Annotated in this window: 17 protein-coding genes and 2 tRNA genes; 10 read left to right on the top strand and 9 right to left on the bottom strand. The window is 73.3% G+C overall.

Annotation, left to right across the window (positions count from 1 at the left end; genetic code table 11):
- Window positions 1-209: 209 nt before the first annotated feature.
- Window positions 210-1,616, bottom strand: a complete 1,407-nt coding sequence (gene lpdA / locus FIC82_RS09095) for a dihydrolipoyl dehydrogenase (RefSeq protein ID WP_154798340.1) — start codon at window positions 1,614-1,616, stop codon at window positions 210-212.
- 357 nt (window positions 1,617-1,973) lie between these two features.
- Between lpdA and FIC82_RS09090 the strand changes: the two genes are divergently transcribed.
- From FIC82_RS09090 to FIC82_RS09075, 4 genes are all read left to right on the top strand, one after another.
- Entirely contained in the window at window positions 1,974-4,541 is a 2,568-nt protein-coding gene (locus FIC82_RS09090; protein ID WP_154800026.1) for a leucine--tRNA ligase, read from the top strand.
- Window positions 4,542-4,732: 191 nt separating this feature from the next.
- Window positions 4,733-5,836: a DUF808 domain-containing protein gene (locus FIC82_RS09085; protein WP_154798339.1), complete on the top strand. Its 1,104-nt coding sequence runs from the start codon at window positions 4,733-4,735 to the stop codon at window positions 5,834-5,836.
- 36 nt (window positions 5,837-5,872) lie between these two features.
- Window positions 5,873-7,180 (top strand): hemolysin family protein, encoded by a 1,308-nt coding sequence (locus FIC82_RS09080; protein ID WP_154798338.1) that lies wholly within the window; start codon window positions 5,873-5,875, stop codon window positions 7,178-7,180.
- Between the two features lie 93 nt (window positions 7,181-7,273).
- Window positions 7,274-8,176: an LLM class flavin-dependent oxidoreductase gene (locus FIC82_RS09075; protein ID WP_154798337.1), complete on the top strand. Its 903-nt coding sequence runs from the start codon at window positions 7,274-7,276 to the stop codon at window positions 8,174-8,176.
- A 241-nt stretch (window positions 8,177-8,417) separates the two neighbouring features.
- Here FIC82_RS09075 and leuD read toward each other — a convergent pair whose 3' ends face one another.
- Complete coding sequence (gene leuD, locus FIC82_RS09070) at window positions 8,418-9,056, bottom strand: 3-isopropylmalate dehydratase small subunit (RefSeq protein WP_141391365.1); 639 nt, start codon at window positions 9,054-9,056, stop codon at window positions 8,418-8,420.
- A 56-nt stretch (window positions 9,057-9,112) separates the two neighbouring features.
- A complete protein-coding gene (leuC, locus tag FIC82_RS09065) occupies window positions 9,113-10,594 on the bottom strand; it encodes a 3-isopropylmalate dehydratase large subunit (RefSeq protein ID WP_154800025.1) in 1,482 nt (493 codons plus the stop codon).
- 179 nt (window positions 10,595-10,773) lie between these two features.
- Here leuC and FIC82_RS09060 point away from each other — a divergent pair, with 179 nt between their 5' ends.
- The 3 genes from FIC82_RS09060 to FIC82_RS20840 all read left to right on the top strand — a co-directional run bounded on the left by FIC82_RS09060 (window position 10,774) and on the right by FIC82_RS20840 (window position 12,858).
- Window positions 10,774-11,493: an IclR family transcriptional regulator gene (locus FIC82_RS09060; protein WP_154798336.1), complete on the top strand. Its 720-nt coding sequence runs from the start codon at window positions 10,774-10,776 to the stop codon at window positions 11,491-11,493.
- 229 nt (window positions 11,494-11,722) lie between these two features.
- The gene (locus tag FIC82_RS09055) at window positions 11,723-11,890 is read left to right on the top strand and encodes a hypothetical protein (protein ID WP_168731655.1); all 168 of its coding nucleotides are present in this window, start codon (window positions 11,723-11,725) and stop codon (window positions 11,888-11,890) included.
- A gap of 2 nt (window positions 11,891-11,892) precedes the next feature.
- Window positions 11,893-12,858, top strand: coding sequence for a PH domain-containing protein (locus FIC82_RS20840; protein ID WP_216610010.1), 966 nt, complete (start codon window positions 11,893-11,895; stop codon window positions 12,856-12,858).
- 197 nt (window positions 12,859-13,055) lie between these two features.
- On the opposite strand, the gene FIC82_RS09045 is transcribed toward FIC82_RS20840, so the two are convergent.
- Window positions 13,056-13,128: transfer RNA gene (locus tag FIC82_RS09045), tRNA-Glu, on the bottom strand.
- 99 nt (window positions 13,129-13,227) lie between these two features.
- A tRNA-Gln gene (locus tag FIC82_RS09040) sits at window positions 13,228-13,299 on the bottom strand.
- Between the two features lie 201 nt (window positions 13,300-13,500).
- Here FIC82_RS09040 and FIC82_RS09035 point away from each other — a divergent pair.
- The gene (locus tag FIC82_RS09035; RefSeq protein ID WP_154798335.1) at window positions 13,501-14,274 is read left to right on the top strand and encodes a class I SAM-dependent methyltransferase; all 774 of its coding nucleotides are present in this window, start codon (window positions 13,501-13,503) and stop codon (window positions 14,272-14,274) included.
- Window positions 14,271-14,909 carry a hypothetical protein gene (locus FIC82_RS09030; RefSeq protein WP_168731654.1) on the top strand — a complete coding sequence of 213 codons (639 nt, stop codon included), beginning with the start codon at window positions 14,271-14,273 and terminating at the stop codon, window positions 14,907-14,909. Before FIC82_RS09035 ends, FIC82_RS09030 begins: the two co-directional genes overlap by 4 nt.
- Before the next feature lie 47 nt (window positions 14,910-14,956).
- Here the strand turns inward: FIC82_RS09030 and FIC82_RS09025 are convergent, their stop codons facing one another.
- Window positions 14,957-15,883: a LysR family transcriptional regulator gene (locus tag FIC82_RS09025; protein ID WP_154798334.1), complete on the bottom strand. Its 927-nt coding sequence runs from the start codon at window positions 15,881-15,883 to the stop codon at window positions 14,957-14,959.
- A 70-nt stretch (window positions 15,884-15,953) separates the two neighbouring features.
- Here FIC82_RS09025 and FIC82_RS09020 point away from each other — a divergent pair, with 70 nt between their 5' ends.
- Window positions 15,954-17,132, top strand: a complete 1,179-nt coding sequence (locus FIC82_RS09020) for a YeiH family protein (RefSeq protein WP_154798333.1) — start codon at window positions 15,954-15,956, stop codon at window positions 17,130-17,132.
- Window positions 17,133-17,257: 125 nt separating this feature from the next.
- On the opposite strand, the gene FIC82_RS09015 is transcribed toward FIC82_RS09020, so the two are convergent.
- The 3 genes from FIC82_RS09015 to FIC82_RS09005 form a co-directional block, all read right to left on the bottom strand.
- Window positions 17,258-18,064 carry an HAD family hydrolase gene (locus FIC82_RS09015; RefSeq protein WP_168731653.1) on the bottom strand — a complete coding sequence of 269 codons (807 nt, stop codon included), beginning with the start codon at window positions 18,062-18,064 and terminating at the stop codon, window positions 17,258-17,260.
- On the bottom strand, window positions 18,061-19,563 hold the full coding sequence (gene gltX / locus FIC82_RS09010) for a glutamate--tRNA ligase (RefSeq protein WP_171445699.1): 1,503 nt from the start codon (window positions 19,561-19,563) through the stop codon (window positions 18,061-18,063). The genes FIC82_RS09015 and gltX overlap by 4 nt, the downstream gene beginning before the upstream one ends.
- A 66-nt stretch (window positions 19,564-19,629) precedes the next feature.
- Complete coding sequence (locus FIC82_RS09005) at window positions 19,630-19,914, bottom strand: hypothetical protein (protein WP_154798331.1); 285 nt, start codon at window positions 19,912-19,914, stop codon at window positions 19,630-19,632.
- Between the last annotated feature and the right edge of the window lie 2 nt (window positions 19,915-19,916).

Raw genomic sequence — 19,916 nt, 5'->3', positions numbered from 1 at the left:
CGCGTCGTCGGGGAGTCTTGCTGGCAATGTCAGCCTTCTTGTCGTGGACCCGCCGTGCCATCCCCGTGCCATAGCGGATGGAACTCGTGGGGCTTCCTGTCTCTAGGTGGCCACTTCTCCCCGGAAACAGAACGAAGCCCGGACCCGCGAAAACTCGCAGATCCGGGCCTCTGACCATGTCTGATCCAGATCACGCCATAGGTACAGGATCAGAAGTTGATCATGTGCCCCGCGAGGCCGTGGATCGACTCCTGGACGGCCTCGGACAGCGTCGGGTGGGTGTGCACGTTGCGCGCGACGTCGTAGACCGTGAGGTCCCACTTCTGCGCGAGCGTGAGCTCGGGCAGCAGCTCGGACGCGTCGGGGCCGATGAGGTGGCCGCCGAGGAGCTCGCCGTAGGTCTCGTCGGAGATGAGCTTGACGAAGCCGGTCGGGTCGCCGAGGCCGTGCGCCTTGCCGTTCGCCATGAACGGGAAGGTCGCGACCTTCACCTTGTAGCCCTCGTCGCGCGCCTGCTGCTCGGTGAGGCCGAAGCTCGCGACCTGCGGCTGGCAGAACGTCGCGCGCGGCATCATGCGGTAGTCGCCGAGCGTGAGCGTCTCGGCGCCTCCGATGGTCTCGGCCGCGACGACGCCCTGTGCCTCGGCGACGTGCGCGAGCATGAGCTTCGCGGTGACGTCGCCGATCGCGTAGATGTGCTCGACGTTCGTGCGCATGACGTCGTCGATCGCGATGGCGCCGCGCTCGGTGAGCTGGACGCCGGTGTTCTCGAGGCCGAAGCCCTCGACGTTGGGCGCGAAGCCGACGGCCATGAGGACCTTGTCGACGACGAGCTCGCCCGGCTTGTCGTCCTTGACGCCCTTGTAGCTGACGGTGACGCCGGCCGTGCCGTTGTCCTTGACGGTCTGGACGGCGGTCGACGTGAGCAGGTTGATGCCGAGCTTCTTGTACTGCTTGGCGATCTCCTTCGACACGTCGGCGTCCTCGTTGGGCAGCGCGCGGTCGAGGAACTCGATGATCGTGACGTCCACGCCGTAGTTCTTGAGGACGTAACCGAACTCCATGCCGATCGCGCCGGCGCCGACGATGGCGATGGAGCGGGGCAGGTCGCGCGTGAGGATCTGCTTCTCGTACGTGACGACGTTCTCGGACAGCTCGACGCCCGGAAGCAGGCGCACCTTCGAGCCGGTCGCGATGATGACGTTGTCGAACGTCACCTGGTCGGTCGAGCCGTCGGCGAGCTTCACGTCGAGCGTGTGCGCGTCACGGAACGTGCCGCGGCCGTCGTACTCGGTGATCTTGTTCTTCTTCATGAGGAAGTGCACGCCCTTGACGCGCCCCTCCGCGACGGTGCGCGAGCGGTCGAACGCTGCGCCGAAGTCGAAGCTGACCTCTCCGGAGATGCCGAAGGTCTTCGCGTCGTGCTGGAAGATGTGCGCGAGCTCGGCGTTGCGCAGGAGCGCCTTGGACGGGATGCAGCCCACGTTGAGGCACACCCCACCCCAGTACTTCTCCTCCACGACCGCGACCGACAGGCCCAGCTGGGCTGCACGGATCGCGGCCACGTAACCACCGGGACCTGCACCGAGGACGACGACGTCGTAGTGGGATGCCATGGCGACCAGCCTACTGGCGCCGGATCGGCCCTGGGGTGCGTGCGCGGGCGACGTCCGCCACACCTGCGGGCCCCGCGAGGGTTGACCCTACGCCGTCGGGCGGGTCACGATGTCCGGGATGCGACACCTGCGGCTCCTCCTTCGCCGGCCGCGCTGAGCCCGCCGGGCGGGCACGCTCAGCGCGGCGGTGCCTGCGCGTCCCGGTCGAGCTCTCGGCCAGCGCACGGCGAGTGCCCGACGACGAAGCCCACCTTCTCGAGGAGCCTTCCCGTGGACGCCGCACACCCACCTCACCCCTCCGCCCCCGCCGACCCTGCGGGGATCGACCATGTCGAGCCGATCTCGGGCGACGACCGCATGCTCGGCGGGTCACCCCGCGAGATCGAGGACCGCTGGCAGCGGTACTGGGCCGAGCACGGCACGTTCCGCGCGCGCGACGACGGCGCGCGCCCCCGGCGCTACCTGCTGACGATGTTCCCGTACCCCTCGGGCGACCTGCACATGGGCCACGCCGAGGTGTTCGCCCTCGAGGACGTCGTCGCGCGGTACTGGCGCCTGCGCGGCTTCGACGTGCTCAACCCGATCGGTTGGGACTCGTTCGGCCTGCCCGCCGAGAACGCGGCGATCCGCCGCGGGGAGAGCCCCGCCGTCTTCACCGAGACCAACATCGCGACGCAGGCCGCGACGGCCCACCGGTACGGGGTGTCGTTCGACTGGTCGCGCCGCCTGGAGACCCACCGCCCGGAGTACTCCCGCTGGACGCAGTGGCTGTTCGTGCGGCTGCTGGAGCGCGACCTCGCCTACCGCGCGACGGCCCCGGTGAACTGGTGCCCCGCCGACCGGACGGTGCTCGCCAACGAGCAGGTCGTGGGCGGACGCTGCGAGCGGTGCGGGGCGGTCGTCGTGCAGCGCGAGCTCACGCAGTGGTTCGTCCGCGTCACCGCGTACGCCGACCGCCTGCTCGACGACATGGACGCGCTCGACGGCAAGTGGCCCGCGCGCGTGCTGACGATGCAGCGGAACTGGGTCGGGCGCAGCACGGGTGCGCGCGTGCGCTTCGAGATCGTGCCCGACGGCGGCCCGCACCCGGGGCGCGACGCGGCGGCCGGGCCATCACGCAAGAAGGCGACGGACGGGCCGGTCGACGCGTCTCCCGTCCCCGCGTGCCCGGCCCACGTCGAGGTCTTCACGACGCGCCCCGACACGCTGCCCGGCGCGACGTTCGTCGCCGTCGCGCCGGACGGGCCGCTCGCGGCGGCGCTGTGCGCCCCGGAGCGTGCGGACGCACTGGCCCGGCACCGCGAGGCCGCGCTGGCGTCCGGGGAGATCGAGCGGACGAACGTGCAGCGCCCGAGCGCCGGGACGTTCCTGGGCACGTGGGTGCGCCACCCGGAGACGGGTGCGCGGCTGCCCGTCTGGGCGGCCGACCACGTGCTTCCCGGCTACGGGACGGGCGCGGTCATGGGAGTGCCCGCGCACGACGACCGCGACGCGCGCTTCGCCGCCGCGCACGGCCTGCCCGCGGGCTCGGGCGAGACGTGGCCCGGCGTCGAGGACGCGATCGCCCGGCTGGAGGTTGACGGCGCGGGCGAGCGGGCGACGTCGTACCGGCTGCGCGACTGGCTGGTCTCGCGCCAGCGCTACTGGGGCGCCCCGGTGCCGGTCGTGCACTGCCCGGGCTGCGGCGTCGTGCCCGTCCCCGACGACGAGCTGCCCGTGCGGCTGCCGGACCTGGCCGGCGACGACCTGCTCCCCCGCGGCCGTTCGCCGCTCGCCTCGCCCGCCGCCGACGCGTGGCGGCGCGTGCCGTGCCCGCGCTGCGGCGCGGACGCGGAGCGCGACCCGGACACGCTCGACACGTTCGTGGACTCGTCCTGGTACTTCCTGCGGTACTGCTCGCTGGGCGACGACGGCTCGCCCGACGACGTCCCGTTCCGTCCCGAGGACGCGCGGCGGTGGATGCCCGCGGCGCAATACGTGGGCGGCGTCGAGCACGCGATCCTGCACCTGCTGTACAGCAGGTTCGTCACGAAGTTCCTGCACGACGAGGGGTGGGTGGACGTCGTCGAGCCGTTCGCGACGCTGCTCAACCAGGGGCAGGTCCTCAACGGTGGTCGCGCGATGAGCAAGTCGCTGGGCAACGGCGTGGACCTCGGCGAGCAGCTCGACCGGCACGGGGCGGACGCCGTGCGGCTCGCGATGGTGTTCGCCGGGCCGCCGGAGGACGACGTGGACTGGGCGGACGTCGACCCGGGCGCGATGCGGCGGTTCTGCGCCCGTGTGCTACGGATCGCCGACGCCGTCGGGCCGGGCCCGGCCGCGGGCGCCGTGGCGGCCGAGAACCACGGCGCGCCCGCCGACCCGGGGGTGCGCGTCGACACCACGACCCGGCCCGGGACCCGCGCGCACGCCCTGCGTCGCGTCACGCACCGCGCCGTGCACGAGGCGCAGGACCTGCTCGAGCGGAGCCGGTTCAACGTCGTCGTCGCGCGCGTCATGGAGCTGGTCACGGCTGCGCGGCGGGCGTCCGACGCCGGACCCGGGCCGGGCGAGGACACCGCGCCGCACGACGCCGCGGTGCGTGAGGCGGCCGAGACCGTGGCGGTGCTGCTGAGCGTCTTCGCCCCGCACACGGCCGAGGAGGCGTGGGAGCGCCTCGGCCACGCGCCGTCGGTCGCGGACGCCACCTGGCCGGCGGTGGACGCCACGCTGCTGGTGGACGACACGATCGAGGCGGTCGTGCAGGTCGACGGGAAGGTGCGCGGCCGCGTCGTCGTGCCCGCGGACGTCGACGACGCGACCCTGCGAGCGCGAGCGCTCGCCTCACCGGGCACGGCCAGGGCGACCGCGGGCCGCGACGTCGTGCGCGTCGTCGTCCGCCCGCCGCGCCTGGTCAACATCGTGACCACGGACCGACCCACCTGACGACGGCCCGCTGTCGAGAAGTGAGCATCCGCCCCAGGATCAGCGGTTCCGGGGGCGGATGCCCGCTTCTCGGCGGTGGACGTCACCGTCGCCGGGGCGTGGAGTCGCTACGATGCCGTGCAGCCGCGACGGAACGCACCTGCGGGCTCGTGGGCGGCCACGCGGGCCGGCCACGACACGACGGAGCACCCATGGCGTTCGGACTCGCCGCCCTGCTGGACGACATCGCGGCGTTCGCCAAGCTCGCGGCCGCATCGATCGACGACGTCGGCGCCGCCGCCGGGCGCGCGAGCGCCAAGGCGACCGGCGTCGTCATCGACGACACCGCCGTCACCCCCCGCTACGTCGAGGGCCTGGCGGCCAAGCGCGAGCTGCCCGTCATCAAGCGCATCGCGACCGGGTCGCTGCGCAACAAGCTCCTCTTCATCCTCCCGGCGATCCTGCTGCTCAGCGAGTTCCTGCCGTTCCTGCTCACGCCGCTGCTCATGCTCGGCGGGACGTACCTCGCGTTCGAGGGCGCCGAGAAGGTGTGGGAGCTGATCTCCGGCAAGCATCACGCCGAGGTCGAGACGAAGGCCGAGAAGAAGGCCGTCGACGAGGACTCGGTCGTGTCGAGCGCGGTGCGCACCGACTTCATCCTGAGCGCCGAGATCATGGTCATCGCCCTCAACGAGGTCGCCTCGGAGGGCTTCTGGTCGCGCCTCGTCATCCTCGTGATCGTCGCGTTCCTCATCACCGCGGTCGTGTACGGGGTCGTGGCGCTCATCGTGAAGATGGACGACATCGGCCTGCACCTCGCGAAGCGCGAGACGCCGTGGGTGCAGTCGTTCGGCCGCGGTCTGGTCGGCGCGATGCCGAAGGTCATGGCGGTCATCTCGTTCGTCGGGATCATCGCGATGCTGTGGGTCGGCGGGCACATCCTGCTGCAGGGCACGTACGACCTCGGCTGGCACGGCCCGTACGACGTCGTGCACCACCTCGAGCACGCGGTCACCGGCGTCGCGGGCGTGGGCGGGTTCCTCGGCTGGCTCGTCAACACCGCGTGCTCGGCCGTCGTCGGCATCCTCGTGGGTGGCGTCGTGGTCCTCGTCGCGCACTTCATCCCGCGCCGCAAGCACGCACCGGCGGACGACGCGACGACGACGACCGACGAGATGGACGTCGAGATGACGACCGGGACGACGACCGGCGGGGCGGACGGCCCGACGCGCGCGGCGACGCCGCCGACGGACACGATCGAGGCGCCGGCCGACCCCGAGCCCACGGACCCCGACCGGAAACCGACCGACCGCTGATCCCGCGGCGGGCCGGACGGCCTGCTTGGATGGAGCATGGACTCCGGCACCTGGGCCAACATCGGCCTCGTCCTGCTCTTCATCCTCGTCGGCGGCGTGTTCGCCGGCACCGAGATCGCCCTCGTCTCGCTGCGCGAGAGCCAGGTCGCGCGGCTCGAGAGGCAGTCGGCGCGCGGTGCGCGGGTCGCCGCGGTCGCGCGCGACCCGAACCGGTTCCTCGCGGCCGTGCAGATCGGCGTCACCGTCGCGGGCTTCTTCTCGGCCGCGTACGGCGCCTCGACGCTCGCTCCCGACCTCGCGCCGTCTCTGGAGGGTCTCGGGCTGTCGAGCGGGCTCGCGGACACGGTCGCGCTCGTCGGGCTGACGCTCGTCATCGCGTACCTCTCGCTCGTGCTCGGCGAGCTCGTGCCCAAGCGCATCGCGCTCCAGCGCTCGGCGGGCGTCGCCCTCGTCGTCGCGCCGCCGCTGGACCGGTTCGCGACGCTCATGCGGCCCGTCATCTGGCTGCTGTCGCGGTCGACGGACGTGGTCGTGCGCCTGCTCGGCGGGGACCCGAGAGCACGCAGCGAGCAGATGAGCGAGGAGGAGCTCCGGGAGATCGTGCTCGCGCACGAGTCGCTGCCCGAGGACGAGCGCCGCATCCTCGACGACGTGTTCGCCGCGGGCGACCGGTCGCTCGCCGAGGCCATGACGCCCCGCGGCGAGGTCGCGTTCCTGCCGGCCGACACGACCCTCGCCGACGCCGCCGAGACCGTCGCGGCGGGCCCGTACTCGCGCTACCCGGTCACCGGCGACGACTTCGACGACGTCGTCGGGTTCCTCCACGTGCGCGACCTCCTCGGGCGCGACTGCCCCGACCACCCGGCCACCGACCCGGCGACGGGGCGCGCCCTCGCGGTGCGCGACGTCGTCCGCCCGATCCTCGCGCTGCCCGCGACGAACACCGTGCTCCCCGCCATGTCGCAGATGCGCCGCGAGGGGGTGCACATCGCCGTCGTCGTGGACGAGTACGGCGGGACCGACGGGATCGTCACGCTCGAGGACCTCGTCGAGGAGCTCGTGGGCGACATCCGGGACGAGTACGACCCCGACGAGCCCTCGCCGGCGCGCGAGCACGGCGCCGCGACGAGCGTCGACGCCGGGCAGACGATCGAGGAGTTCGCGCGGCGCACCGGCGTCGAGCTCCCCGACGGCCCGTACGAGACCGTGGCGGGGTACGTCGTCGCGCAGCTCGGCCGCCTGGCGGTCGTGGGCGACCACGTCGACGTCGACGACCGCCGCCTCACCGTGACCGACGTCGCCCGCCGCCGCATCGTCCGTCTCGACGTCACCCCGCTCCCCTGAGTGCTGGGTACTTGTCGTCCCGGGCACCCGGAGACGACACATACCCAGCACTCAGCGGATCGGGTGTGGGTGGCGGGGCGTAGCGTCGCCAGGATGAGCGCAGCGAAGACGGGGATCAAGGTCGGGGTGGTCGGGAGCTTCGGCTCCGCGGCCCAGGTGCTGGACATGGCCGTCGGGGCCGAGGAGTCCGGCTGGGACGGGTTCTTCTCGTGGGACGGGCTGAGCCTGCTGTCGATGCCGGTCGACACGTTCGACCCGTGGGCGGTGCTCGCCGCGGCGGCGGTCCGGACGGAGCGCATCGCGCTCGGCGCGATGGTCTTCGCGCTCCCCCGCCGCCGCCCGTGGGAGGTCGTGCGGCAGGCGCTGACCGTCGACCACCTGTCGGGCGGGCGCCTGGTCCTGCCCGTCGGGGTGGGCGTGCTCGACGACGGCGGCTTCTCGGCCGTCCCGGGCCAGCTCCAGTCCCTGCGCGAGCGCGCGGAGCTGCTCGACGACGCGATCGCCTACCTCGATCGCGCCTGGTCCGGGGAGAAGTTTTCCTTCGACGGCACGCACGTGCACGCGGGCGAGATGCTCTTCCTCCCGCGACCCGTGGAGCGCCCCGTCGTCGGGCACCACGTGCCGGTGTGGCCCGTGGGCGTCTGGGACGCCGAGCGACCGCCGCTGCGCTCGCTCGACCGCGCGCTGCGCGCCGACGGGATCGTGCTCCAGCTCCGCGGCGAGCGCGGCTTCGACGTCCCCACGCCCGACGACGTCTCCGCCCTGGTCGAGTGGCTCACCACGCGCCGCGCGGAGCTGGGCCTGGACGCGGGCCGCCCGTTCGACGTCGTCGTCCAGGGCGAGCTCCCGACGGACCGCTCCGCGGCGGCGGACCAGCTCGCCGGCCTCGCCGACGCCGGTGCCACGTGGTGGGTCGAGTCCCGCTGGAACCCCGAGACCGCGACCCCGGAGTCGCTCCTCGACGCGATCCACGCGGGCCCCCCGTCGTCCCGCTGAGAAAGCCACCACCAGACGGTGTGAAAGTCACCCCCGGACGACGGTGAGACGGACGACTGCGCCAAGCAGCCGCCGTCGATCCGTTCGCCCCGACCGACGTGTCGGCGCCAGCTCGGCGGGCGGGTTCTGGGGTGGTGACGACGGGTCGTGGTGGGCCTGGCGGGAGCAGGGCGAGGAACGAGCCCTGCGGATGGTAGACCCGTCGTCACCACCCCAGAGCCCGCCCCCCAGCCATAACCTCTCAGCCGACGGGCCGAGCAGCCTCGATCTCCACCTTCGGCAGCGTCTTCGCGGGCAGCGTCTTCGGGCGCCACGACGCACGCGTCGCCTCGAACGCGGAGATCTCGTCCTCGTGCTGGAGGGTGAGGCCGATGTCGTCGAGGCCCTCCATGAGGCGCCAGCGCGTGTAGTCGTCGATCTGGAACGGCACGGTGACGTCCTGCGCCGACGCGGTGCGGTTCACCAGGTCGACGGTCACCTCGGTGCCGGGGTTGGTCTCGAGGATCTTCCAGAGGAGCTCGATGTCCTCCTGCGCGACGATGCCGGCGACGAGACCCTGCTTGCCGGAGTTGCCGCGGAAGATGTCGGCGAAGCGCGACGCGAGGACGACGCGGAAGCCGTAGTCCTTGAGCGCCCAGACGGCGTGCTCGCGCGACGAGCCGGTGCCGAAGTCGGGGCCGGCGACGAGCACGGAGCCGGCGCGGTAGGCGTCCTGGTTGAGGACGAACGTGGGGTCACCGCGCCAGGCGGCGAACAGCGCGTCCTCGAACCCCGTGCGCGTCACGCGCTTGAGGTAGACGGCGGGGATGATCTGGTCGGTGTCGACGTTGCTGCGGCGCAGCGGGACGCCGACGCCGGTGTGGGTCGTGAACTTCTCCATGGCAGGAACCTCTTCGAGTCTTCGGGGCGACGAGTGGGCAGCGCGGCGCGGGTGGCTCAGACCTGCACGAGGACGCGCGGGTCGAGCGGAGCGAGCGGCGTGCCGTCGAAGGACGTGATGTCGGTGCCCTCGGGCAGGTCGAGGTCGCTCAGCGAGGAGAGCGTCCCGCGCAGCGCGGTGGCGGCGGCGACGAGCGGCGACACGAGGTGCGTGCGCCCGCCCTTGCCCTGGCGGCCCTCGAAGTTGCGGTTCGAGGTCGACGCCGCGCGCTCGCCCGGCTGGAGCTGGTCGGGATTCATGCCGAGGCACATGGAGCAGCCGGCGTTGCGCCACTCGGCGCCGAAGTCGAGGAAGATCTTGTCGAGGCCCTCGGCCTCGGCCTGGAGGCGAACGCGCGCGGAGGCCGGGACGACGAGGACGCGGACGCCGTCGGCCTTCTGCTTGCCCTGGACGACCTTGGCGACGGAGCGCAGGTCCTCGATGCGACCGTTGGTGCACGACCCGATGAACACGGTGTCCACGGAGACCTCGCGCAGCGGCTGGCCGGGCGTGAGGCCCATGTACTCGATCGCGCGCTCGGCCGCGACGCGCTCGTTCTCGTCCGCGATCTCCTCGGGGACGGGGACGGTCGCGGAGATCGGCAGACCCTGGCCGGGGTTGGTGCCCCAGGTGACGAAGGGCTCGAGGTCGGACGCGCGGAGCGTGACCTCGGTGTCGAAGACGGCGTCGTCGTCGGAGCGCAGCGTGCGCCAGTACTCGACGGCCGCGTCCCAGTCGGCACCCTCGGGCGCGTGCGGGCGGCCCTTGAGGTACTCGAACGTCGTGTCGTCCGGGGCGATCATGCCGGCGCGCGCGCCGGCCTCGATCGACATGTTGCAGATCGTCATCCGCGCCTCCATGGAGAGGCTGCGGATGGCCTCGCCGCGGTACTCCAGGACGTAGCCCTGGCCGCCGCCGGTGCCGATCTTGGCGATGATCGCGAGGATGATGTCCTTGCTCGTCGCGCCCGGGGGCAGCTCGCCGTCGACGTTGATCGCCATCGTCTTGAAGGGCGCGAGCGGGAGCGTCTGGGTCGCCATGACGTGCTCGACCTCGGACGTGCCGATGCCGAACGCGAGCGCGCCGAACGCCCCGTGCGTCGAGGTGTGCGAGTCGCCGCACACGACCGTCAGGCCCGGCATGGTGAGACCGAGCTGCGGCCCGACCTGGTGCACGATGCCCTGGTCCGCGTCGCCGAGCGAGTGGATGCGGACGCCGAACTCGCGCGCGTTGTTGCGCAGCGTGTCGATCTGCGTGCGGCTCGTGAGGTCCGCGATCGGCAGGTCGATGTCGAGCGTCGGGGTGTTGTGGTCCTCGGTCGCGATCGTGAGGTCGGGACGGCGGACCTGGCGGCCCGCGAGGCGCAGCCCCTCGAACGCCTGGGGGCTGGTGACCTCGTGCACGAGGTGGAGGTCGATGTAGAGGAGGTCGGGCGACCCGTCGGTGCCTCGTCGCACCAGGTGCGCGTCCCAGACCTTCTCCGCCAGCGTGCCGGCCATGTTGCTCATCTCCTCGTCGTCTGTCACGGCGCTCCTGGGGGGTATGGAGCATCGCCTGGGTCGATCGTCCGCCGTCCGGCCACGTGCCGGGGAGAACGTCCAGCGGGTGGAACATCCGTGCCGGACCTGCATCTCAGCTCTGGCTTGCATCTCAGAGCATGAGACGTCAATATCGACCTATGGACAATACTAGCGGAGTCGGAGTGCTGGACAAGGCGGCCTCCGTCCTGGGCGCCCTGGAGTCCGGACCAGCCACCCTCGCCCAGCTCGTCACGGCCACCGGCCTGGCCCGCCCGACGGCGCACCGGCTCGCCGTCGCGCTCGAGCACCACCGCATGGTCGCGCGCGACATGCAGGGTCGTTTCGTCCTCGGCCCGCGGCTCAACGAGCTCGCCACGGCGGCCGGCGAGGACCGCCTGCTCGCCGCGGCGAACCCTGTGCTCACCGCGCTGCGCGACCACACCGGCGAGAGCGCCCAGCTCTACCGCCGCCAGGGCGACCACCGCATCTGCGTCGCGGCCGCCGAGCGCCCGGTCGGGCTGCGCGACTCGATCCCGGTCGGCGCGACGCTCACGATGGGCGCCGGCTCCGCGGCGCAGATCCTCCTCGCGTGGGAGGAGCCGGACCGGCTCCACCGCGGCCTGCGCGAGGCGGTCTTCACGGCCACGATCCTCTCCGGCGTCCGACGCCGCGGCTGGGCCCAGTCCGTCTCCGAGCGCGAGCTCGGCGTCGCCTCGGTGTCCGCACCGGTCCGCGGGCCGTCCGGCCGCGTCGTCGCCGCGGTCTCCATCTCCGGCCCGGTCGAGCGCCTGAGCCGCCAGCCCGGCCGCCTGCACTCCGGGTCGGTCGTGGCCGCCGCGAACCGCCTCACCGAGGTGCTGCGCCGCGCCGGCGAGTAGCGGAAGATCGCGCCGGACCGACGCTCACCGCGAGGGGTGGGCACGGTCGGGCCTCGGTGGACGACGTCGTGCCGAGGTCGGCGTCGGTCGGCGTGCCGCGGGCCGCAAACGGGACGTGCCCTGTCAAAATGTCACCGGCTGCTGCCATGCTGTGCGTGCCCCGGCGCCGGACGGCTCGGTGGCGGCAGGGGGCGCCTGACCGTCCGAACCCGAGACACGAGGAGTCCCGATGCATCCGAAGGTGAAGATGACCCTGATCTGGGTGCTGGTGATCTTCGCCGTCTATGCCGTCATCAGGAGCCCCGACCGCGCCGCCGACATCGTCGAGGGCATCTGGGACGTCATCGTCGGCGCCTTCAGCTCCATCGGCCAGTTCTTCAACTCGCTCCTGGACTGATCGTGGCCCGCGGCCGTCCCCGGAGCAGGATCCTCGACCGCTACGTGCTGAGCGGCGAGCGGGTCGTGGTGGCCACGCGCCACCACTGGGGGATGCTGCTCGAGCCCGTCGCCACCACCGTCGCGGGGGCGGTCGTCGTCGCCTGGCTCGTCGTGCAGGCCGGGCCCGCCGTCGGGGACGGCGTGCTGTTCCTGTGGTGGCTGTGGCTGATCCTCGCCGGGCGCCTGGTGTGGAAGGTCTTCGAGTGGCGCAACGAGTGGTTCGTCGCCACCGACAAGCGCCTGCTCCTGCTGTACGGGCTCATCACGCACAAGGTCGCGATGATGCCGCTCACCAAGGTCACGGACATGAACTACGGGCGCTCGCCGGTCGGACGCGTGTTCGGCTACGGGCAGTTCCTCCTGGAGTCCGCCGGACAGGACCAGGCGCTGCGCCAGATCGACTGGGTCTCGCACCCCGACTCCACGTACCGGCTCCTGTGCGACACGCTCTTCACACCGGGCAGCCGTCCCGGCACCCCGCCCGGGGGTGGCGCGAGCCCGCCGCCGGCACCGCCGAGCGTCGTCGCCCCGGTGCCCGTCGCGCCGTCGGGACCGCGCGCCACGCAGCCGGCCGAGCCTTCGCCCGTCGCCCCCGCCCCGGCGTGGGACGGGCGCAGCCCCGCGACGACGCCTCCCGTACCCGCCCCGCCCCGCGCCGACGAGCCGGTGGTCGTCGTGCCGGGCAGGCCCGTTGGGGAGTCGAGCGGGCCGACCCAGCCGCTCCCCGTCGCCGGGCGCCGCGAGAGCGCACGGCACGACGCCGGGCACGACCGCGGGCACGACGAGGGCCACGGGGACGACGAGCCGGGCTGGGCGATCTCCGGGGAGCACCGGGCGACCTACGTGCCGGTCATCCATCCTCGCCCCACGCCGACGCCGATCCCGAAGCCCTATGAGCCCGGCCCGGGTCGCGACGGCGCGCCCTGACGGCGTCTCGACGAGCTCACGAACGCTGGCGGACGGTGTTCCGTCGAACCAGCCCGGCGATCGGCCTCCACCGCCTCGGGCCGCGACCTTCGTCACACCGGCGCGCACCGGCACCACGACGCGCGTCGAGCGCCGCTGAAGCCTCTGCGGACATGACAAAGGCCCGGTCACCGTGATGGTGACCGGGCCTTTCTCTGTACCCCCAACGGGATTTGAACCCGTGTTACCGCCGTGAGAGGGCGACGTCCTAGGCCGCTAGACGATGGGGGCCTGTGGATCTTCGTACCGTTTCCGGTCCGTTTCTCCGTCGAGAACTCTACCTCATGTTTCGAGCGGTTCTGACCGCTCGATCTGAGCCGGAGCTCTTCGCTGGGGTACCAGGACTCGAACCTAGACTAAGTGAACCAGAATCACTCGTGCTGCCAATTACACCATACCCCAAGGGGGTAACCGACCACTGTCAGGACGCCGCCAGGACGAGTCGAGACTCGTCCCCTGGCTCCCTCCCGTGGAGGTCCCACCGGCCGAGAACATTACCGGACATGACGACGCGGACCAAATGCGACCCGCACACCACGAGCACGGCACACGACGGGCGTGTACAGGTCGACTCGCACGGCCGCCGTCTGGCACCGTCGAGGCATGAGCTCAGGAGACTCCCCCGACCCCGGCTCGCGCGCCGACCGCGCCGCGTCGTTCGAGCAGGGCGCCGCGCAGTACGCGTCCACGCGCCCCTCCTACCCGGAGGAGGCGGTCGACTGGCTCCTGCCCGCCGGCGCACGCCGCGTCCTCGACCTCGCCGCGGGCACCGGGAAGCTCACCGAGCGGCTCGTCGCCCGCGGGCTGGACGTCGTCGCCGTCGAGCCCTCGGACGCGATGCGCGCCCGCCTCGCGGAGTCCGTCCCGGGCGCGCAGGCAGCGCCCGGGTCGGCCGAGAAGATCCCCCTCCCCGACGCGAGCGTCGACGCCGTGCTCGTCGCCCAGGCATGGCACTGGTTCTCCCCCGCGGCCCAGCCCGAGATCGCGCGCGTGCTGCGCCCGAGCGGCCGGCTCGGCATCGTGTGGAACGTCCGCGACAACGCGGTCGACTGGGTCGGCCGGTTCACGGAGATCATCCACCGGGGCGACACCCTCGAGCACAGCTACCGCGAGCCCGCGCTCTCCCCGCAGCACTTCTCCGCGCCCGAGCACCGCACGGTGCCCTGGGCGGACCGCGTGCCGACGTCGTCGCTCCGCCCGCTCGCCGCGTCGCGCAGCTACCTCCTGACACTTCCCGAGCCGCGCCGCGAGGAGCTGCTCGGCGAGATCGACGACCTCGTCGCGACCCACCCGGCCCTCGCGGGGCGCACCGACGTGGACCTGCCGTACCGCGCCGAGTGCTGGCGCGCCGACGCGCTCGCTGCGGGCAGCGCGTGAGCGCCCGACCCGACGGCGCCGCCGGCGCCGTCACCGGCGACGACGTCCGCACGGCGGCGCGCTGGCTCGCGGACCACCTCGCGCGGCACCCGGTCGCGGCGTTCGACCGGCAGGCCGGTCCCGTCCGCTGGTCGTGCTGGACGACGACGGAGCACGTCGTCGACGACCTGCTCGCCTACGCGCTCCAGCTCGCCGCGCTGCCGCGCCTGGCGTACGTGCCGCTCGTCGGACCGCGTGGGGAGGACGAGATCGCGCACGTCGACCGCGCGGCCGGGACGGCGGGCCTCGCGGAGGCCCTGCTCGGCGGGGGCGAGCTCCTCGCGACCCTTGCCGAGACCCGACCGGTCGCCGCGCGCGCCTACCACCCCTACGGCACCTCCGACGCCGAGGGTTTTGCGGCGATGGGCGTCGCCGAGGTCCTCGTGCACGGTCACGACGTGGTGCTCGGCCTCGCGGGCGAGCACGTGCCGTTCCCCGCGGGTCTGGCGCCGCGGGTCCTCGCACGCCTCTTCCCGGACGTCGAACCTCGACCCGACGAGGACGCGGACCTTGTGCTCCTGTGGGCGACCGGGCGCGAAGAGCTGCCCGACAGGCCGCAGCGCACGCGCTGGCGGTGGGACGCGGCGGTGCGCTGACCCGCACCATCACGGCCCGGCACGGAGGGAGGCACGGACCGCGCCCCTCAGCCCGAGGAGGCGGCCGCAGCGGCCGCGATGCGCCGCGCGGCCGAGGAGAGCGCCGTGCCGTCCTTCCACACCATGCGCAGCCGACGGTCCAGCTCCAGACCGGGGACCGGGAGACGCACGAGTGCGCCGCGCGCGACGTCGTCGGCGACGGCGAGGCTCGACAGGACGGCGACGGCGCCGCCGTGCTGCACCGCGGTCTTGAGGGCCGCCGTGGAGCCGAGGTAGGGCAGGTGGTCGGGCAGTCGCTCGCCGACCGCCGCGAGGCCGCGCTCGAGCGTCTCGCGGGTCCCTGACCCGCGCTCGCGCACGACGAGCCCGCCCGTGAGGAGCTCGTCGACGCGCAGCGCGCTCCGCCGTGCCCAGCGGTGCGCCGGCCCGACGACGACGACGAGCCGGTCGTGCGCCACGGTCCGGCTGCGCAGACCGCGGCGCAGCGTCGCGCTCTCGACGAAGCCCAGCTCGACAGCGCCGTCGAGCACGAGGTCGGTGACCTCGCGCGAGTTGCGGACGACGAGCTCGACGTCCGGTGCTCCCCCGCCCGGTCCGGGCCCCTCGAGCGCGAGGCGCGCGAGCCAGCGCGGGGCCAGGTACTCGGCGACCGTGAGGCTCGCCGCGACCCGCACCCGGGCGGACGGGGCGTCCCGCAGCGCGGCGACCGACGTCTCGAACCGGTCGGAGGCCTCGATCACCTCGCGCGCCCACGCCGCGGTGGCCCGGCCCGTCTCGGTGAGCCGCGCACCGCGCGTCGTGCGCTCGAGGAGGTCGAGCCCGAGACGGCGCTCCAGCGCCCGCAGGCCCGCCGACGCCGTCGGCTGGGCGACGCCGAGCGCCCGCGCCGCGGCACTGATCGAGCCGTGCGAGTCGGTCGCGACGAGCAGCTCGAGCGCGGAGAGCGAGGTCCGGTCGCGCGAGGACTGTGCCATAGGCCCACTCTATGGGTTGCGAGGAAGATCGCCCTTCCGCGGCGCCGCCGCGCGCAGCACGCTCGTGAGCATGGCCCCTCCCACACCCGGCACGACCCGCACCGCGCCACCCGTCGCGACGACGAGCACGTCCCGCCGCGCCGCGGGCTCCCGTGCGCTGCTCCCCGGGCTCGGGCTGGTCGCCGCGGCGACGCTCGTCGTGCTGCTCGGTGCGCGGCTCGTCCCGACGGTGTCCCCGCTCGTCGTCGCGCTCGTGCTCGGAGCGCTCGTCGCGCCGGTCCTCGGCCGGGTGGGCGGGACCCGGCGTGGCGCGGCTCCCGTCGCGGCGACCCGGCCCGGGGTCGCCTGGACGTCGCGCGTCGTCCTGCGCACCGGAGTCGTGCTGCTCGGCTTCCAGCTCTCGGTCCCCGAGGTCCTGGCGCTGGGGTGGCGGGGTCTCGTCGTCGTGACGACGACGCTCCTCGTCACCTTCACGGGCACGCTCGCGCTCGGCCGGGTCCTGCGCGTCCCGCGCGTCACGACGCTGCTCGTCGCGACCGGGTTCTCGGTGTGCGGGGCCGCGGCGATCTCGGCCATGCAGGGCGTCGTCGCCGGCCCCGGGCGCACCCCTGGTCAGGTCCGCGAGGACGACGACGGAGTCGCCGCGTCCCTCGCGCTCGTCACCGTCTACGGCACGCTCGCGATCGTCGCGCTCCCCTGGCTCGCCTCGCTGGTCGGTCTCACCGACGACCAGGCAGGCTTGTGGATCGGCGCGAGCGTGCAGGAGGTCGCGCAGGTCGTCACCGCCGCCGGGACCATCTCGGACCCCGCGCTCGCGACCGCCACGGTCGCCAAGCTCGCGCGGGTCGCGCTGCTCGCGCCTCTCGTCGCCGTGGCGGGCGTCGTCGTCGCCCGCGGCGCTCGGCGCGCTGCCCTCGCTCGCGTCGGCTCCACGGTCGGCACGGACCTCGCTGGCGCTCCGGGCACGACGACGGACGCGACCCCGCCGCGGGTCGCGCCGGTGCCGTGGTTCGTCGTCGGGTTCGTGGTCGCTGTGGCGTTGCGCAGCCTGGGCGTCGTGCCGGCTCCGCTGCTCGTCGCGCTGGCGACCGCGACGACTCTCGCGTTCGTCGCCGCGATGTTCGCGCTCGGGCTGGGCGTCGACGTGCCCTACCTGCTGCGCACGGGGCGGCGCGCGCTCGTCCTCGGCGGGCTCTCGGCGCTCCTCGTCACGACGACGGCCCTCGTCGGCGTCGTGCTCCTCACCTGATGCCGCGTCGCCGAGGGAGAACCGCGGTAGCGCGAGGTAGAACCGTGGTCGATGACCAGAGCCCGTGTCGCGGTACCAGGGTTCTATCTCGCGGTACCAGGGTTCTCTCTCGGCGGACCGGGGTTCTATCTCGGTGCGGGGGTCGCGGCGGGGAGCGGGGCGGGGACGGTGATGCCGAGCGTCGCGGGCAGGTCGGCCAGGCCGTGGACCACGTGCACGCCCGACGCGCGGGCCGACGTCGGGTCCTCGGGGTGCGGGCCGCCGCGGCGCGTCCCGGGGCGGTCGAGCCAGACGCCGACCAGCCCGGCCGCCAGCGCGGCGCGCGCGTCGACGTCGAGCTCGTCGCCGACGTACGCCGTGCGCGCCGGGTCGGTGCCGAGCCGCGCGCACGCCTCGGCGAACACGCGCGGGTCGGGCTTGCCGAAGCCGAGCGTGTCCACCCCGACGAGCAGAGGGACGTCGGGCAGGCCCGCCGCGGCGAGCTTGCGGGTCTGGAGCTCGACGCGCGCGTTCGTCAGGGAGCCGACGCGGACCCCCGCCGCGACGAGCGCGTCCACGACCGGGCGCGCGTCCTCGAACCCCGTCCACGAGGCCTCGAACGTGCCCCAGAAGAGGTCCTTCCAGTCCACGTACGCGGCGTCGTCGAGCAGCTCGCCGCCGAACGTCGCCTGGAGCTCGTTCGCGCGCGCCATGCGCTGCGCGTCGAAGTCGATCTCGCCGCGCGTGTACGCGCGGTAGTGGCCGTTCGGGTCGGAGCGCCACAGCGCGAGGACCTCGTCGTACCGGTCCTCGGGCAGGTGCGGGAGCCAGACCCGCGACGCGGCGGCGATCGCCTCCGCGAACGCGGCGCGCGTGTCGACGAGCGTGTCGTCGACGTCGAACAGGACTCCCTCGAGCGGCGCGGGGGTCGCCGAGACGCCGAGGTCCGTCACAGCGCGTCCCGCAGGCGCACGAGGCGCTCCAGGGTCGAGCCCTTGCCGAGCAGCTCCATGGACTCGAACAGCGGCGGCGAGACGCGACGGCCCGTGAGCGCGACGCGCAGCGGCGTGAACGCGAAGCGCGGCTTGACGCCCATCCCCTCGACGATCGCGTCGCGCAGGCGCTCCTCGATGGCCGCGGTGACGAACTCGTCGTCCTGCAGCACGTCGAGCGCGGCGATCGCCGCGGCGAGGATGTCCTTCGCGTCGTCGCGCAGCGCCCCCCGCGCGTCGTCCTCGACCGTGAGGGCGTCGTCGGCCGTGAAGAGGAAGCCGAGCATCCCGACCGACTCCCCGAGCAGCACCATGCGCTCCTGGACGAGCGGCGCCGCCGCCGTGAGGATCTCCTGGTTGCGCGGGGACAGGTCGGCGAACGAGTCCGCGGGGACGAGGCCGCCCGCGTGCAGGTACGGGACCAGGCGGTCGCGAAAGTCCTCCGGCGCGAGCAGGCGCACGTGCGTCGCGTTGATCGCCTCCGCCTTCTTGAGGTCGAAACGCGCCGGGTTGGGCAGGACGTCGTGGACGTCGAACGCCTCGACCAGCTCGGTGACGGTGAAGATGTCGTGGTCCGGCGAGATGGACCAGCCGAGCAGCGCGAGGTAGTTGAGCAGGCCCTCGGGCGTGAAGCCGCGCTCACGGTGCAGGAACAGGTTGGACTCGGGGTCGCGCTTGGAGAGCTTCTTGTTGCCCTCGCCCATGACGTACGGCAGGTGGCCGAACTCCGGCATCACCTGCGCGACGCCGATCTCCAGCAGCGCCCGGTACAGCGCGATCTGGCGCGGCGTGGACGACAGCAGGTCCTCGCCGCGCAGCACGTGCGTGATCCCCATGAGCGCATCGTCGACGGGGTTGACGAGCGTGTAGAGCGGCTGGCCGTTGCCGCGCACGAGCGCGTAGTCCGGGACCGAGCCCACCTTGAACGTGATCTCGCCGCGGACGAGGTCCGTGAACGTGATGTCCTCGTCGGGCATGCGCAGGCGCAGCACCGGCTCGCGGCCCTCGGCGCGGAACGCCGCCTTCTGCTCGTCCGTGAGGGTGCGGTCGAAGTTGTCGTACCCCTTGGTCTTGACGCCCGCGGCGGCGTTGCGCGCGTCGGACTCCTCGGGAGTCGAGAACGACTCGTACACGTACCCGCCCTCGACGAGCCGCGCGATGACGTCCTGGTAGATGTCCGCGCGCTGCGACTGCCGGTACGGCTCGTGCGGGCCGCCCACCTCGACGCCCTCGTCCCAGTCGAGCCCGAGCCAGCGCAGCGCGTCGAGGAGCTGCTGGTAGCTCTCCTCGCTGTCGCGCGCGGCGTCGGTGTCCTCGATGCGGAACACGAACGTGCCGCCGGTGTGCCGCGCGTACGCCCAGTTGAACAGCGCGGTGCGGATGAGCCCGACGTGCGGCGTCCCGGTCGGGGACGGGCAGAAGCGGACGCGGACGGGCGAGGTACCAGGTGCGGGGATCACGGTGCCCAGCGTAGTTGCCCGACGTCGTCCGCCGCCCGGGTGTCCGGCCTCTCCTGCGTGGTCGTCTCAGTCCCGGGCGGCACTCGCCGACGGCGCACCGGTCGTCGCCGGACGAGGCACGTCACGCCGTCGCGACCGCGCGAGGACGACCAGCCCGCCGACCGCAGCGCCCGCGAGGGCGCAGACCGGGACGCTGACGATCGCGAGGACGATCCCGTACGACAACGCCTCCCCGGTGGGGACGCCCCCGGCGACCACGGCGAGGACCACGAGCACGACGACGACCGCGCACGGCACGACCGCACCCCAGCCGGCTCCTCGCGCGACGGTCCGACCGGGGGCGGGTCGCACGC

Source organism: Cellulosimicrobium protaetiae (assembly GCF_009708005.2).
Classification (GTDB): Bacteria; Actinomycetota; Actinomycetes; order Actinomycetales; family Cellulomonadaceae; genus Cellulosimicrobium; species Cellulosimicrobium protaetiae.
The sequence above is the reverse complement of the archived record's forward strand: the minus strand, read 5'-3'. Positions and strand labels throughout refer to the sequence as shown.